This window comes from Frigoribacterium sp. CFBP 13605, from assembly GCF_014839405.1.
Taxonomy (GTDB): Bacteria; Actinomycetota; Actinomycetes; order Actinomycetales; family Microbacteriaceae; genus Frigoribacterium.
Genome location: NZ_JACYNS010000073.1, coordinates 1 through 13,089 on the forward strand (window position 1 = coordinate 1; position 13,089 = coordinate 13,089).

A 13,089-nucleotide genomic window follows, 5' to 3' on the forward strand; every position below is an offset into this window, starting at 1 on the left:
AGGCGCTCGGGCTCGGCGACGCCGTGGCGGTCGAGGAGGCGCCGGTCCCGCCCGCCCCCGTGGCCGACGTGCAGGCGGCGAGCACGACGCTGCCCGCCCCGAGCCCGATCAGGCCCAGCACGCTGCGGCGCGAGACGAGCGTCCGCAGGTCGAAGGCGACGCCCTGGTCGACGACCTCGTCGTCGACGCGGTCGAGCAGTCGGCCCTCGTAGGCAGGGCCCTCGGGCGTGCGGTCGGGTTCGGGGATGCGGGTCGGGCGGGGGTCGCTCATGGTCACGCTCTCGGCTCGGGGCTGGTCGCCTCGGATGGGATCACCGTCATCCTGGAGCCCGTCCCGATGCGCCGGCCCTGCGCCTCCGATGAAGCGCCCATGAAGGAGGCGCGGTGCGAAGGGGGCTCGCACCGCGCCTCCTTGCGTCGGCCGCACCTGCGGCCCGCCCGGGCACGAGAGAGGGGCACGGCCGCGGAAGAGTCCGTAGCCGTGCCCCAGATGCCGATGTTGTCGCATGAGCTTCACGGGCAGGGATGCAAGCAACACCGGCCAATGAAGACGCAAGAAAACGCCTTCGACCCGTGTGACAGTACGCGTCCGTCGGCGATCGTGTTCCCAGCTCGACGCGGGTCAGGCCGAGTTCTTGCCGCCGGCCGAACGGGACATGCCGCCCGCCTCGCCTCGAGGGGCCTCGTGTCGGCGTTCCGCCTCGGCCTGGGCACGGACCCCGGCCCCGGGGTCGGTGGCGTCGAGGCGGGCGGCGATCGCCCGGTCACGTCGTCCGCGCCGGACGACGCCGACGGCGGCCACGACGCCGACGGCGACGATCAGGCCGACGACGACGACGGTGCTGACCTCCACGACGCTCACGGCGTCGGCACCCCGGACGAGACGACGACGATCACGGCGATGATGGAGCCGAGAACGGTCAGCCCGAGGTAGAGCCAGAGCGGAGCGGCGCTGCCACCGACCCGGCGGCGCACGACGACGCTGCGGCCGATCAGGTAGACGAGCGGGCCGAGCAGGGCCCACGCCCAGGAGAAGGGTCGCTCCAGTCCGCGGGAGCGCAGCGTACGGTGGTCGAGCCAGGCGAGCAACACGATGCCGATCCAGAGCACGAACGAGGCGATCTGCACGACGCCCAGGTCACCGGCGTCGACGCCCGTCCGGCCCGGGACGGCCAGTTCGAGGGCGCGCCGCATGGTCACCACCACGAGGCCCATCGCGATGATCGGCGAGAGGGCGATCGCGGTGACGAACGGCGTCGCCGTGAGGGCGATCCGTGGTTCGACCGAGGTCGCCCCCGCGCCGGTGTCGCCCTGGCCGAGGCCTCGGTGGTCGGTCACGATGTCCCCCTCGTTCCCGGAGGGGAGTGCCCCGTCCGTCGTCCGTCCGGACGTCTGCGTGCCGGACCTGCTCTCGACCCTACGACACCGACCGGTACGACCGACTCCCGCTGTGGACGGAGTGGGGGCCACCGGGGGATAACCCCCGCGCGGGTCCGTGGGTGCACGTGATGTTCCGGTACCGGGCCCCGCGGCGAGGATCGTAGACATGAACGACACGACCTCCGCGACCATCGCGACCCGCGCCTCCTCGTCCCCCACCACCCTCCGCCGCGGCGCCCTCGCGGCCGGTCTCGGCGTCGCCGCGCTCGCCGTCGTCACGCTCACGGGGTGCTCGGGGACCGTCGACGCGGCGAAGAGCGCACTTGGCGCGGAGCAGGTGCAGCAGCGCCACTTCGACACCGCCGCCGACGCCCCGAGCACGGCCGACTCGACCGACGTCGCCTGGTTCCTGCCGGCCTGGGTGCCGAGCGACGCCCGCGACGTCGACGTGCGCCTCGACACGCAGGAGCCCGGCTACGAACTCTCGTTCACCTCCGAGACCGGCCCCGACCTCGCCGCCTGCACCCCCGTCGACGGCGACCTCGGCGGCCCGGCCCTCGACCCCGCGACGCTGCCCGAGCCGTTGCCGACCTCGGGTCTCGTCAGCTGTGGCGACGGCCGCGTCGTCGCCGAGGTCGACGGGCGTTGGGCCAGCTGGACCACCGTCGACGCGGTGCCCGGCGACGACGTCAACTCGACGCTGCGCCACTGACCTCACCACCGACCACGACCCGCACAGGAAGATCACGATGACCCCCACTCCCCAGCCCCAGCCCGTCCCGTCTCCCCGTACGGACGACCCGACCCGAGGAGGCGCGGTCCCCGTCGCCCGCGTCCGGAACGTCACGAAGTCCTTCGGCCAGGGCGACGGCCGCGTCGACGCGCTGCGCGACGTCTCGCTCGACCTGCCGGCCGGCCGGTTCACGGCCGTCATGGGCCCGAGCGGCTCGGGCAAGTCGACCCTGATGCACATCACCGCCGGCCTCGACTCGGCCACCTCGGGCCGGGTGCTGCTCGGCGACACCGACATCACCGGCCTCGACGACACCGAGCTGACGCTGCTGCGTCGTCGCCGCATCGGCTTCGTCTTCCAGGCGTTCAACCTCGTGCCCACCCTCGACGTGTCGGCCAACATCGAGTTGCCGTTCCGTCTCGACGGGCGTCGGGCCACGGCCGACGAGCGCGCCTGGATCGACTGGCTCGTCGCCACGCTCGGCCTCGGGGCCCGGCTGACCCACCGGCCCCACCAGCTGTCGGGCGGGCAGCAGCAGCGCGTCGCGATCGCCCGGGCCCTGGCGACCCGGCCCGACCTGATCTTCGCCGACGAGCCCACCGGCAACCTCGACTCGAAGGCCGGCCGCGACGTGCTCGACGTGCTGCGCACCGCGTCGACGGACCACGGCCAGAGCATCGCGATGGTCACCCACGACCCGGTCGCGGCCAGCTACGCCGACCGCGTGGTGTTCCTCGCCGACGGCCGCATCGTGCACGAGATCGACCGCAGCAGCGCGGCCGAGATCTCGGGCGTCATGCTCGACCTGGAGCGTGTCGCGTGAGCGCCCGCGACCAGCTGCTCGAGCACCGTCCGAGCATCCTCGTGGCCGCCCTCGGCACGACCTTCGGCGTCGGCCTGCTCGGCGTCACCCACGTGCTCGAGCAGATCGTCGCCTCCGACGCCGCGGTCGCCGCGAGCGGCACGGTCTCGACGATGCTCGGCTTCGTCGCCGCGGTCTTCGTCGGCCTCGCGCTCTACGTCGGGGCGATCGTCACGGCCAACACCTTCGCCACCGTGGTCGCCGGCCGGACGCCGACGATCGCCCTGATGCGCCTGCTCGGCTCGTCCGCACGGGACCAGCGTCGGGCCGTCGCCCGCGAGGGTCTCGTGGTCGGGGTCGCCGGGGCCGTGCTCGGGACGCTCGTGGGGCTCGCCGTCGTCGTCGTCGCCGTGCGGGTGCTCGTCGGTCGCGGACAGTTGCCCGACCTCGCGTACTCGTACTTCTCGGTGGGCGGTCTCGTCCCGGCGGTGGCCGTGGTGGCGACCACGGTCGCCGCGGCCTGGGTCGGCTCGCGTCGCGTGCTGCAGGTGACGCCGCTGCAGGCGACCGACGCCGCGCAGGACGCCCCCGTCGAGGGCCGGAGCCGTCGCATCGTGCGGACGGTCGTCGCCGCCCTCCTCGTCGTCGGCGGTGGTCTGCTGCTCGTCGTCGGGGTCGTGGTCGGGCTGGTCGACGCGATGGGCGTGCTGATCGCGTTCTTCGGTGGCGTGCTGTCGTTCACCGGGGTCGTCGTCGGAGCCCACGCGCTGATGCCCGCCGTGCTGAGCGCCGTCGGCCGGACCTTCGGCACGAGCCAGGTGGCCCGCCTCGCCGCCGAGAACGCGGTGCGTCAGCCCGAGCGCAGCACGCGCGCCACGATCGGCATCGTGATCGGCGTGACCCTGGTCACGACCCTGTCGGTCGCGCTCGAGACGCTGCGCAGCTTCATCTACTCGATCGAACAGGACCCGTCGTACGCCGCCGAGCTCGACCAGGTGTTCACCACGACGCTGCTGATCGTCGCCGCCCTCGTCGGCTTCTCGGCCGTGATCGCCGCCGTCGGCATGGTCAACGACATGTCGCTGAGCGTCATGCAACGGAGGCGCGAGCTGGGTCTGCTGCGCGCGATCGGCTCGACCGCGGGTCAGGTGCGCCGCATGATCCTGCTCGAGGCGACGCAGATGGCGCTGACGGCGATCGTCGTCGGGGTCGTCCTCGGCGTCGTCTACGGCTGGGCCGGAGCCCAGGCGCTGCTCGGTTCGGCGAACCAGGGCCTGCTGATCGCGCCGACGCTGCCCGTCCCGTTGCTGCTCGGCCTGGCCGTGACGGCCGCCGTGCTGGCCGGGGTCGCCGCCCTCGTCCCGGCCCGCCGTGCCACGTCGGTCACCCCGGTCGAGGCGCTCGCCGCGCGTTGACCGGTGCGGCGGCGCCCGGTGCGCCGCTCGCCGGCGGCCCGATGAACCCCGTTCACGACGATGAACCCCGAAAGATCGGGGTTCATCGTCGCAAACGGGGTTCATCGGCTGACCAGGGGCATCCGCCGGTCCACCGCCGACGAGCGGCCCCGGTCAGGCGTCCGTGGCGGGAGGCGCCGGACGGGGATGCCGGATCGTCGCCACCGTGCCGATGACGCAGACCACCGCCAGGGCGGTCAGTCCGACCAGGAGCAGGGCGCCGACGACGGACGTGCCTCCGTCCTGCACCACCCCGACCAGAGCCTGGACCGCGCAGACGAGCCAGAAGACCGCTCCGATGCCCCAGCCGACGGAGGACCCTCGAAACGTCGGCCGTTGCAGTCGGAGCCGACCTCTCGGCTGTTCCGCGTCCTCGTCCATGCTCGCTCCCTCGACGTCATCGGCACTTTCACCGTACGTCGAGTGCCGCGATCATTCAAGGAGGTGCGGCGACGGTCGAGCGTGCCGTCACGGTCTGGTGCGACGACCAGGTCCGGCCGGGGGGTAACCGCTCCTGCGCCTCCTACTCGTTCTCGTCCCGCGCCTTCGAGAAGAGCTCCTTCGTGCGGAGCAGCCTCAGGGAGGTGACGAGGACGAGCCCGCCGAGGATGTTGAAGAGCAACGTGTAGCCGAACCACCCCGCCCACTGGGCGTAGCTGACGTCGCTGCCCGCCTGGATGGCCCCGAAGATGAGGAGCGAGTCGAGGATCGAGTGGAACAGCTGCAGACCGGCCAGGAGGAACGCCCCGGCGACGGCAGCCGCGATCTTCGCGGGTTCGGAGGTGGTTCCGTGCTGCATGCGGGTCATCAGCGTGATCGTGCTGCCACCCAGGACGGCCAGGATCACGGTCTGCAGGGAGAACGGAGCGTCCACGAAGTGGTGAGCCGACTCGTCGAGGGTCGTGTGCCATTCGGGGAAGGCCTGGACGACGAGCCACATGAAGATCCACCCGCCGGCGAGGTTGGCGACCAACGTGGCGCCCCAGAGCTTGAGGAGTTGCAGGAACGTGCCCTCCTTCGCCGCGAGTGCGGCGATCGGCAGGAGGAAGTTCTCGGTGAAGAGCTCCGAGTGCGCCAGGAGCAGGGCGAGGAACCCGATGCTGAACGCCAGGCCCGCGAGCAGGTGGCTGCCCGTCTCGGTCAGCACGGCGAGCATCGCCATGATCCCCAGGCCGACCTCGAGTCCTCCGAAGAAGCCCGTGATGAGCGTGGTGCGGAGCGTGCGGTGCAGGCGTTCGGCGCCTTCTTCCACCGTCGCGTCGAACGATTCGTCGAGTTCGTCCTCGAGGGGTTCGTCCGACTCGCCCAGTTCTCGCCGACGTCGTTCGCTCATCGCTCGTTCCTTTCGCGGGAACGAGTCTCGTCCTCGGGATGAACAGTAGAGACGAAGCGGACTCCGTGTGACGCCGCTCCTGGATCACCCGGGGTCAGGAGGCGCGGGCGGCCAGGCTCTCGAGGAGATCCCTCGTGCCCGGCGTCGTGCTCGGGGACGTCGACGCTGCCGCAACGCCCACCGCGCCCGCTGGTATCAAAGCGTTCGGCTTAAGTCCAGATCTGTCGGGCATCGCGGGCGCAGGCGCAGGCTGGGCCTGTCTTGAGGGTGGTTCAGGTCCTCAAGGCGTGCGCTGGCACCGGTCGGGTCCGGTGCGAGCTGCCGGCGACAGGGTCCCGTTCGGGTCGGGACCCTGTCGCCCTTCCTCGTCGGCGGTCTAGTGTCAGGTCTCGAGGAGAGCCGAGCGGACGCATCACCGATGTGGTCTCGTCACCATATGTGGCGTCGCGAAGACGGCCGGCGCAGTGCGCAGTGAGATCCGCACACCACCACAGCCCAGACCCTGCTGTCAGCACCGTCGGGCGTTCTCCGTCTCGGAGCAGCCATGGGATACATCGTCTACGACGGCGACGTCCTCGAGTTCAAGGTCGAGGACCGTCTCCTCGCCCACCTCCAGATCGTCATCGTGAACAAGTTCCGCCAGAACGAGTCGTTCATGTTCTCGTGGAAGGAACCGATCGAGACCGGCGACGGCCGGTCGACCGTCTGGCTCTCGCCCCAGATCAGCCTCCGGTTCAAGTTCGCAGGCAGCCGCACGGTCGAAATCAACCCCACCTGGCTCGCGGCGCTCTACGCCAGTGCGTCGTCAGGCCGGGGCCTCTACCCCGAAGCAGAGCCCGATCACGACCCGGCGACCCACCTGCCCGGCGCGGCCGGCACGCACGTCGACTGGGCCACCGACCGTCCTGAGCCGTCGAGGACGAGGGCGGCGAGACCGCCGAGTCGCGCCTAGCCCGCGGGGCGCCACGTCTGGCCTAGCCCGCGGGGCTCCACGTCTGGAGGGTGCGCTGGGACCGGCGCGACGCCGGTCACCAGGCGGTCGGGTCTCCGAGGTCCACGGGGGCAGGCTACGCCTCGATCGGAGCGCTGGCGACCGCCTACCGCGCACGCTATGGTCCGGGCACGACACAACGTGCCGGCCCGGTCTCCCGCCTCGTCCTGGGTGGCGGTCTGGCGGCGTCCGTCGTGGGCGTCGTCGTGCTCGTCGTCGCGTCGGCGAGGCCCGTGTCCTTCGGGTGGTTCGCGTACGCCCCCGTGTCGGACACGACCTTCACCGCTGACGGCGTGCACGTGTTCTCGACCGCGACTCTCGTGGGCGCGGTCGTCCTCGTCGTCGGCCTGCTCGGCCTGGCGGCATGGCTCGGCTACCGACGAGGTGCGCGCCGCCGGGGCTGACGCGGCGTCGTGAGGGTCGCTCGTCGGGCGGAACGCTGCTAGCTTCCCGGCATGACCTGGCCCGCCGTCCACATCTCGCGCGCGTTCGACCACGACGTCACCGCCGTCTCGAGCGTCGCCGGCGACCCGGAGAACCTCCCCGCGTGGGCGGCCGGTCTGAGCGCCGGCATCCGTCACGACGAGGGGCGGTGGTTCACGGACTCACCCATGGGGGTCGTCGAGGTCGCGTTCACCGGGCCGGTGGAGCTCGGCATCCTCGACCACGACGTGACCCTGCCGGACGGGACGGTCGTGAGCAACCCCTTCCGCGTCGTGGCCAACGACCAGGGGAGCGAAGCCGTCTTCACCCTCTTCCGCCGGGACGGGATGTCGGAAGCGGACGTCGAGTCCGATGCCCGCCTCGTGCGTGGTGACCTCGACCGGCTGGCGACGCTGCTCGACGAGCGTCTCCCGCGCGCCCGGTAGGGGATCGGCCGACGGGCGCACGGCTCGGAGGTCGTCCCGCGACGAGCGGGAGCTCGCGTCAGGCGTGCCAGCCCCGTCCCCGTGCGCGGACGGCGAGCACGACGCCGACGACGGGGAACACGAGGTAGGCGACCAGGACGACGAGGTGGGTGCCGCCGAGACCCGCCGAGGCCATCACCGTCGAGGCCGCGAGGGCGAGGAGGACGACACCCACGGCGGCGAGCCACGAGGCCGCCTTCTCCCGTCGGCTCCAGGCCCTCGCCTGGCTGACGAAGAGGAGACCGGCGAGCGCACCGACGACCGGCACCAGGAACGAGCCGACGATCAGGACGACGACCGCGACGATCGAGAACGTCCGACCGGGAGGAGGCGCGTCCGGGCTGGTGGGAGGAGCCTCGCCGACGGTCTCGGCGCGCGCCCCGGCGGCGATGAAGGCCGGGTCGCCGAGTTGCCGGATGCGCGCGCCCGCGGCCTCGGCGTCGAGACCCTGGAGCTCCTCCCGGATGCCGGTGACGATGTCCCGGTGCAGGTCTGCCGGGAGTTGGTCGAGCTCGGTGTCGAGCTGCGCGAGGTAGGCGGTGGTGATCTCGGGTGTGGTGTCAGTCACGGGTGTCTTCTCCGATGAGTCGGTGTACCGAGGCGGTGAACGGAGCCCACTGGAGGCGGAAGGCGCCGAGCTGGTCGCGCCCGAGGGGTGTGAGCCGGTAGTACTTGCGGACGGGCCCCGTCGCGGACGGCTGGTCGAAGGCGGTGGCCAGGCCTTGGGCCCGGAGGCGACCGAGGATGGGGTAGAGCGTCCCGATGCTCGCGACGAGACCCGCCTCGACGAGCTGCTCGGAGAGCTGCCAGCCGTACATGGGCTCACGGTCGAGCAGTCCGAGGATGCAGTACTCGACGACCCCCTTGCGCAGTTGCGCCCCCACGTCCGCTGTCATGCGTCACAAGCTACCTTGCGGTGCAAGACAGGTCAAGGGCTCGCGGGACCGCTCAGGGCGTGGGCGTCTCGGCCACCGCCAGGTGGAGGGCCAGTTCCATGCAGCGCAGGCGGGCGGGGGAGAAGTCGTAGGGCATGCTCCGGATGACGTCCGCCGCGCTCCTGGCGCGGGAGCTCGCCGCCGTCTCGGGCGCCGGGGCCGCCTCGGCACCCTCGGTGGGGTGTCGATCGTCCCAGGCGTCGAAGATCGCGTCGTCCTCGTCCCGCTGGCCCGACTCCTCGATCAGGCCCAGCAGCCTGATGTCGAAGGCGTGCCGTTCGGCCGCCACCCGTGCCACCCGGGGGTCGTCGACGGCGACCGAGTCGTCGAGCGCCTCCTCGGCGGCGTCGACGCGGTCGGACTCGGCACGCAGCTCGGGGTGCAGGGCCAGCACGAGGAATCGGCTCGCCTGGAGGACGGCACCCAACGGGCCGAAGATGCGCTCGGTGACCAGCAGCGAGTCGAGGTCGTCCTGCCGCAGCGAGCCCTCGGGCGCGGCCTCGAGCCGGGTGGAGACGATCTCGTCGAGAAGCCCCAGGCGGCTGCCGAGCATCCGCATGCGCCGGACCGACTCCCTCTTCCGGCGTAGCTCGTCCTCCTGCGCGGCGAGGGTGTCCTCCAGTCGGGCGAGGACGCCGGCGACCTCGTCCGTGGTCTCGGTCACGCCGGTGTCCGCGCCCGGCGCGGCCCCGGTGAAGGCGTCACGGATGTCGTCGAGGGCGATCCCGGCGTCGGCCATCCGGCGGATCCACAGCAGCCGGATGATCTCCGCGTAGCCGTACCGCCGTCGGCCGTCGGTGCCCCGCTCGCGCTCGGGGAGCAGGCCCATCTGGTGGTAGTGGCGGATCGCCCGGGGAGTCAAGCCGACGAACGCCGCGGCGTCGCCGATCAGGACCTGACGGGGCGGAACCGGGATGGCATGCATGGCGGGCCTTTCGACGCGGGACGACACGGGACGTGCTTCGAGCAGACCACATGACGCTGCGGCACCTGCAACCCGGGCGGTCCCGGAACGCCCGCCGACGGAGGCGCGGGGTCAGTCCCCGGCGCGATGGTCGTCGCGACGGAGGCCGACGATGCCGACGACGATCGCCGCGATGCCCACGGGGATGCCCAGGTAGGCCAACGTCCCCGCGCGACCGCCGTCCGGCACCGAGCCGAACGCGCCGGACAGGGCGAGCGCCGAGAACAGGCAGGCGACGACTCCGAACCCGATGAGCGCCCATCCCTCGGTCGATCCGCCGCGCCTCATGAACACGCCCGTCTCCGTTCCGTCGCGGTGGACTCCTCGGCACGAGTCTGCCCGTCGACGTCCCCCCGGGGCCGACGCGTCACCCGGGGAACTCGTCGGCGAGCATCGCGAAGACGAGGGTGTCGGTCCATTCGCCCTTGCTCCAGAAGTCCTGCCGGTGGTGCGCCTCCTGCCGCATGCCGACCCGGGCCGCGAGTCGGGCGGAGGCCGTGTTGCGGCCGTCCATCTGCGCGGTCACGCGATGGACGTCGTCCCGGGCGAACGCGAGCCGCAGCGCGGCCGCGACCGCCTCGCCCGCGAAGCCCTGGCCTCCGTGGTCGGGATCGAGCGTCCATCCGACCTCGAGCGTGCGGGGTTCGGACTCGGTGCGCCACAGCGCCACCGTGCCGATGAGCCGGCCCTCCCGTTCGACGACGAGGGCGAGTGCTCCGACGGGCTCGGCGAGGTCCGTCCGACCCAGGCGCCGATCGAGCTGTGCCCGTCCGGACTCGATCGTCCAGGGCTCCTCCAGGAGGTACCGCGAGACGTCCGGTCGTGAGTGGATCGCGAGGAGTCGCTCCAGATCGTCCTCGCGATGCAGGCGGAGGGTCAGCCGGGGGGTCGACGCCAGGGTGTCCGTGTCCATGACGTCGATCCTCGTGCATCGCCCGGCCTCGGGGAGGATTCCTGCCGACCGTCCCCGGGCAACGTCGGACCGTCCCGGGCACGGCTGCTGCGAGCCCGGGGCGATCCGCCGTCTACATTGGGCCAGGCCCCCACGGAAGGAACCACCATGAGCATGGAAGGCGCGGCCTGGAGCTCGCTCTACAAGATCTCGTCCGCACGGGACGGCGGGCACGGCATCTCGCGCGCGTCCGTCCGGCGGATCATGACGTTCGCGGTGCCCTACCGGTCGAAGCTCGTCGTCTTCATCGCCCTGTCCGTGGTGGGGGCCGTCCTCGCGGTCGCGACGCCCGTGCTGGCCGGCCGGGTGGTCGACGTCATCGTCGCGCGGGGCGAACTCGCGACCATCGTGCGGCTCGCCGTCCTGATCGCCGTCGTGGCACTGGCCGACGCCGGCGTCTCGCTCGTGACGCGCTGGTTCTCGGCCCGGATCGGCGAGGGCGTGATCCTCGACCTCCGCACCGCCGTCTTCGACCACGTGCAGAAGATGCCGATCGCGTTCTTCACCCGCACCCGCACGGGCGCCCTCGTGAGCCGCCTCAACAACGACGTGATCGGCGCCCAACAGGCCTTCAGCGGCACCCTGTCGGGCGTCGTCACGAACGTCGTGGCCCTGGTCCTCACGCTGATCGTGATGCTCAGCACGTCCTGGCTCGTGACGGTCCTCGCCGTGGTCATGCTTCCGATCTTCCTGGTCCCCGCGCGGCGCATGGGCAGCCGTCTGGCCGCGCTGCGCCGCGAGGCCGCCGACCACAACTCCGCGATGAGCACGCAGATGACCGAGCGCTTCTCCGCGCCCGGGGCCACCCTCGTCAAGCTGTTCGGCCGTCCCGACGAGGAGGCGGAGGAGTTCCGCGTCCGTGCCGCCCGGGTCCGCGACATCGGGGTCCGCACCGCGCTGCTGCAGTTCGTCTTCGTCACCGCGCTGACGCTCGTCTCCGCCCTCGCCCTCGCGCTCGTGTACGGACTGGGCGGCGCCCTCGCGCTCGCCGGCCAGCTCGACACCGGGGAGGTCGTCACCCTGGCCCTCCTCCTCACGCGCCTGTACGTGCCGCTGACCGGCCTCGCGAACGCGCGGGTCGAGATCATGAGCGCGGTGGTGAGCTTCGAGCGCGTCTTCGAGGTGTTGGACCTCGAACCGCTGATCCAGGAGAAGCCCACCGCCGCCTCCGTCCCCGAGGGCCCGGTGAGCGTGGAGTTCGACGACGTCCGCTTCGCGTACCCGTCCGCCGACAAGGTGTCCCTCGCCTCCCTCGAGGAGGTCTCCACCCTCGACACCCGCGGTGGCGAGGAGGTGCTGCACGGCGTGTCCTTCCGGATCGAGCCCGGGCAGACCGTCGCGCTCGTGGGCACGTCGGGTGCCGGGAAGTCCACGATCGCGCAGCTGATGTCGCGTCTGTACGACGTCGACGGCGGCGCCGTGCGCCTCGCGGGGACGGACGTCCGCGACGTGACCTTCGCCTCGATGCGCCACACGCTGGGCATGGTGACCCAGGACGGCCACCTGTTCCACGAGACGATCCTCAGCAACCTGCGTCTCGCGAGGCCGGACGCGACCGACGACGAGGTGTGGGACGCCGTCCGCCGCGCGCGGCTCGAGCCCCTCATCCGGTCGCTGCCGGACCAGCTCGACACGATGGTGGGGGAGCGCGGCTACCGGCTCTCGGGAGGCGAGCGTCAGCGCATGACCATCGCGCGCCTCCTGCTGGCGCAGCCCCGCGTCGTCATCCTCGACGAGGCGACCGCGGCTCTCGACTCGACGTCCGAGGCCGCCGTGCAGGCGGCCCTCAGCGAGGCGCTCGAGGGGCGGACCGCCCTCGTCATCGCGCACCGCCTGTCCACCATCCGCAGCGCGGACCAGATCCTCGTGGTCGAGGACGGCTCGATCGTGGAGCGCGGCACCCACGAGGAACTGCTGGCCGCGGCCGGCCGCTACGAAGAACTGCACCGCACGCAGTTCGCCGTGCAGAAGGACGTCGCCGCGGACGAGCAGGCGCCGAGCGCGCCGTAGCCCTATTCCGCGGGCGGCCCGTCGCCGGGCGCGGTCCGCCGTCGCCGCAGCACGAGGGCGGTGCCCGCCGCGAGCAGCCCCGCGGCGAGAGCGCCGACCCCGGCGACCTGACCGCCCGTGAAGGCGAGGGCTCCGTCGGCGGAGGGCCGGGCCGTGGCCGAGGGTCGCGGCGTCGAGTCCGTCCCGGCCGCGGCCCCGTCCGTGGGTGCGGGGGAGGGGGCCGTGCCGGGGTCGGTCGGCAGCGCGGTCGGGTCGTCCGTCGGCGGAGCCGGGTCGACCTCGGCGCCGGGCACCGACCAGGACCCCGCGGCGAAGGTCACGGGCAGCGTCGCCGCGACGACGACCGTCGACGGGATGCCGGACTCGACGACGAGGCACTCCAGCGAGAGCGTCGCTCCGCCCTCCTCGACGCCGGCGGCGACCACCTCCTCGAACGAGATGGCCATCGGCACCTCGACCGGCTGCCCCGCGGTCACCGCGACGCTCGGGGACGTGACGACGGTCGCGCCTCCCGACGTCACCGAGAGCCGGGCGGCGTCGTCGGCGTCGGCCGGGCAGCCCGCGGCGAGCAGCGCCGAGGCGAACGAGGGATCGGCGCGTGCGTCGCCCGACACGATCGCGGTGCCG

General features: G+C 72.4%; 16 protein-coding genes and 2 pseudogenes. 7 read left to right on the top strand and 11 right to left on the bottom strand.

Going from position 1 to position 13,089, the window contains the following annotated elements:
* The 3 genes and pseudogenes from IFT36_RS12105 to IFT36_RS12115 form a co-directional block, all read right to left on the bottom strand.
* Positions 1–271, bottom strand: a pseudogene (locus tag IFT36_RS12105) (3,4-dioxygenase subunit beta); the annotation flags it as partial.
* A gap of 351 nt (positions 272–622) precedes the next feature.
* Positions 623–862: a hypothetical protein gene (locus tag IFT36_RS12110; protein ID WP_056047051.1), complete on the bottom strand. Its 240-nt coding sequence runs from the start codon at positions 860–862 to the stop codon at positions 623–625.
* The gene (locus IFT36_RS12115; protein WP_056047049.1) at positions 859–1,338 is read right to left on the bottom strand and encodes a hypothetical protein; all 480 of its coding nucleotides are present in this window, start codon (positions 1,336–1,338) and stop codon (positions 859–861) included. The genes IFT36_RS12110 and IFT36_RS12115 overlap by 4 nt, the downstream gene beginning before the upstream one ends.
* A gap of 208 nt (positions 1,339–1,546) precedes the next feature.
* Between IFT36_RS12115 and IFT36_RS12120 the strand changes: the two genes are divergently transcribed.
* The 3 genes from IFT36_RS12120 to IFT36_RS12130 are packed head-to-tail and all read left to right on the top strand — an operon-like array spanning position 1,547 to position 4,330.
* Positions 1,547–2,092 carry a hypothetical protein gene (locus tag IFT36_RS12120; RefSeq protein WP_056047046.1) on the top strand — a complete coding sequence of 182 codons (546 nt, stop codon included), beginning with the start codon at positions 1,547–1,549 and terminating at the stop codon, positions 2,090–2,092.
* Positions 2,093–2,129: 37 nt separating this feature from the next.
* Positions 2,130–2,936, top strand: a complete 807-nt coding sequence (locus IFT36_RS12125) for an ABC transporter ATP-binding protein (RefSeq protein ID WP_082460365.1) — start codon at positions 2,130–2,132, stop codon at positions 2,934–2,936.
* On the top strand, positions 2,933–4,330 hold the full coding sequence (locus tag IFT36_RS12130; RefSeq protein WP_200413254.1) for an ABC transporter permease: 1,398 nt from the start codon (positions 2,933–2,935) through the stop codon (positions 4,328–4,330). Before IFT36_RS12125 ends, IFT36_RS12130 begins: the two co-directional genes overlap by 4 nt.
* 153 nt (positions 4,331–4,483) lie before the next feature.
* Here the strand turns inward: IFT36_RS12130 and IFT36_RS12135 are convergent, their stop codons facing one another.
* Both IFT36_RS12135 and IFT36_RS12140 read right to left on the bottom strand, forming a co-directional pair.
* On the bottom strand, positions 4,484–4,750 hold the full coding sequence (locus IFT36_RS12135; RefSeq protein WP_200413255.1) for a hypothetical protein: 267 nt from the start codon (positions 4,748–4,750) through the stop codon (positions 4,484–4,486).
* Between the two features lie 142 nt (positions 4,751–4,892).
* Positions 4,893–5,702 carry a formate/nitrite transporter family protein gene (locus IFT36_RS12140; RefSeq protein ID WP_159825328.1) on the bottom strand — a complete coding sequence of 270 codons (810 nt, stop codon included), beginning with the start codon at positions 5,700–5,702 and terminating at the stop codon, positions 4,893–4,895.
* A gap of 544 nt (positions 5,703–6,246) precedes the next feature.
* Here IFT36_RS12140 and IFT36_RS12145 point away from each other — a divergent pair.
* From IFT36_RS12145 to IFT36_RS12155, 3 genes are all read left to right on the top strand, one after another.
* Complete coding sequence (locus IFT36_RS12145; protein ID WP_200413256.1) at positions 6,247–6,654, top strand: DUF7882 family protein; 408 nt, start codon at positions 6,247–6,249, stop codon at positions 6,652–6,654.
* A gap of 233 nt (positions 6,655–6,887) precedes the next feature.
* On the top strand, positions 6,888–7,097 hold the full coding sequence (locus IFT36_RS12150) for a hypothetical protein (protein ID WP_249408610.1): 210 nt from the start codon (positions 6,888–6,890) through the stop codon (positions 7,095–7,097).
* 51 nt (positions 7,098–7,148) lie between these two features.
* Positions 7,149–7,562, top strand: coding sequence for an SRPBCC family protein (locus IFT36_RS12155; RefSeq protein WP_200413257.1), 414 nt, complete (start codon positions 7,149–7,151; stop codon positions 7,560–7,562).
* A 58-nt stretch (positions 7,563–7,620) separates the two neighbouring features.
* Here IFT36_RS12155 and IFT36_RS12160 read toward each other — a convergent pair whose 3' ends face one another.
* From IFT36_RS12160 to IFT36_RS12180, 5 genes are all read right to left on the bottom strand, one after another.
* Positions 7,621–8,169: an HAAS signaling domain-containing protein gene (locus IFT36_RS12160; protein ID WP_056047029.1), complete on the bottom strand. Its 549-nt coding sequence runs from the start codon at positions 8,167–8,169 to the stop codon at positions 7,621–7,623.
* Positions 8,162–8,497, bottom strand: coding sequence for a PadR family transcriptional regulator (locus IFT36_RS12165; protein WP_056047026.1), 336 nt, complete (start codon positions 8,495–8,497; stop codon positions 8,162–8,164). Before IFT36_RS12165 ends, IFT36_RS12160 begins: the two co-directional genes overlap by 8 nt.
* 52 nt (positions 8,498–8,549) lie before the next feature.
* A complete protein-coding gene (locus IFT36_RS12170) occupies positions 8,550–9,461 on the bottom strand; it encodes a MerR family transcriptional regulator (RefSeq protein ID WP_200413258.1) in 912 nt (303 codons plus the stop codon).
* Positions 9,462–9,572: 111 nt separating this feature from the next.
* On the bottom strand, positions 9,573–9,788 hold the full coding sequence (locus IFT36_RS12175) for a hypothetical protein (RefSeq protein ID WP_157485393.1): 216 nt from the start codon (positions 9,786–9,788) through the stop codon (positions 9,573–9,575).
* A gap of 79 nt (positions 9,789–9,867) precedes the next feature.
* The gene (locus tag IFT36_RS12180; protein WP_200413259.1) at positions 9,868–10,413 is read right to left on the bottom strand and encodes a GNAT family N-acetyltransferase; all 546 of its coding nucleotides are present in this window, start codon (positions 10,411–10,413) and stop codon (positions 9,868–9,870) included.
* A gap of 147 nt (positions 10,414–10,560) precedes the next feature.
* On the opposite strand from IFT36_RS12180, the gene IFT36_RS12185 reads away from it, so the two are divergent.
* Entirely contained in the window at positions 10,561–12,462 is a 1,902-nt protein-coding gene (locus IFT36_RS12185; RefSeq protein ID WP_200413260.1) for an ABC transporter ATP-binding protein, read from the top strand.
* Between the two features lie 2 nt (positions 12,463–12,464).
* Here IFT36_RS12185 and IFT36_RS12190 read toward each other — a convergent pair.
* Positions 12,465–13,089: pseudogene (locus tag IFT36_RS12190) on the bottom strand (hypothetical protein); the annotation flags it as partial.

What these genes read in the sequence shown, in the direction of transcription:
- IFT36_RS12120 (WP_056047046.1), top strand. Translation starts at nt 1,547, where the DNA reads ATGAACGACACGACCTCCGCGACCATCGCGACCCGCGCCTCCTCGTCC.
- IFT36_RS12125 (WP_082460365.1), top strand. Translation starts at nt 2,130, where the DNA reads ATGACCCCCACTCCCCAGCCCCAGCCCGTCCCGTCTCCCCGTACGGAC.
- IFT36_RS12135 (WP_200413255.1), bottom strand. Translation starts at nt 4,750, where the DNA reads ATGGACGAGGACGCGGAACAGCCGAGAGGTCGGCTCCGACTGCAACGG.
- IFT36_RS12140 (WP_159825328.1), bottom strand. Translation starts at nt 5,702, where the DNA reads ATGAGCGAACGACGTCGGCGAGAACTGGGCGAGTCGGACGAACCCCTC.
- IFT36_RS12145 (WP_200413256.1), top strand. Translation starts at nt 6,247, where the DNA reads ATGGGATACATCGTCTACGACGGCGACGTCCTCGAGTTCAAGGTCGAG.
- IFT36_RS12155 (WP_200413257.1), top strand. Translation starts at nt 7,149, where the DNA reads ATGACCTGGCCCGCCGTCCACATCTCGCGCGCGTTCGACCACGACGTC.
- IFT36_RS12165 (WP_056047026.1), bottom strand. Translation starts at nt 8,497, where the DNA reads ATGACAGCGGACGTGGGGGCGCAACTGCGCAAGGGGGTCGTCGAGTAC.
- IFT36_RS12170 (WP_200413258.1), bottom strand. Translation starts at nt 9,461, where the DNA reads ATGCATGCCATCCCGGTTCCGCCCCGTCAGGTCCTGATCGGCGACGCC.
- IFT36_RS12175 (WP_157485393.1), bottom strand. Translation starts at nt 9,788, where the DNA reads ATGAGGCGCGGCGGATCGACCGAGGGATGGGCGCTCATCGGGTTCGGA.
- IFT36_RS12180 (WP_200413259.1), bottom strand. Translation starts at nt 10,413, where the DNA reads ATGGACACGGACACCCTGGCGTCGACCCCCCGGCTGACCCTCCGCCTG.
- IFT36_RS12185 (WP_200413260.1), top strand. Translation starts at nt 10,561, where the DNA reads ATGAGCATGGAAGGCGCGGCCTGGAGCTCGCTCTACAAGATCTCGTCC.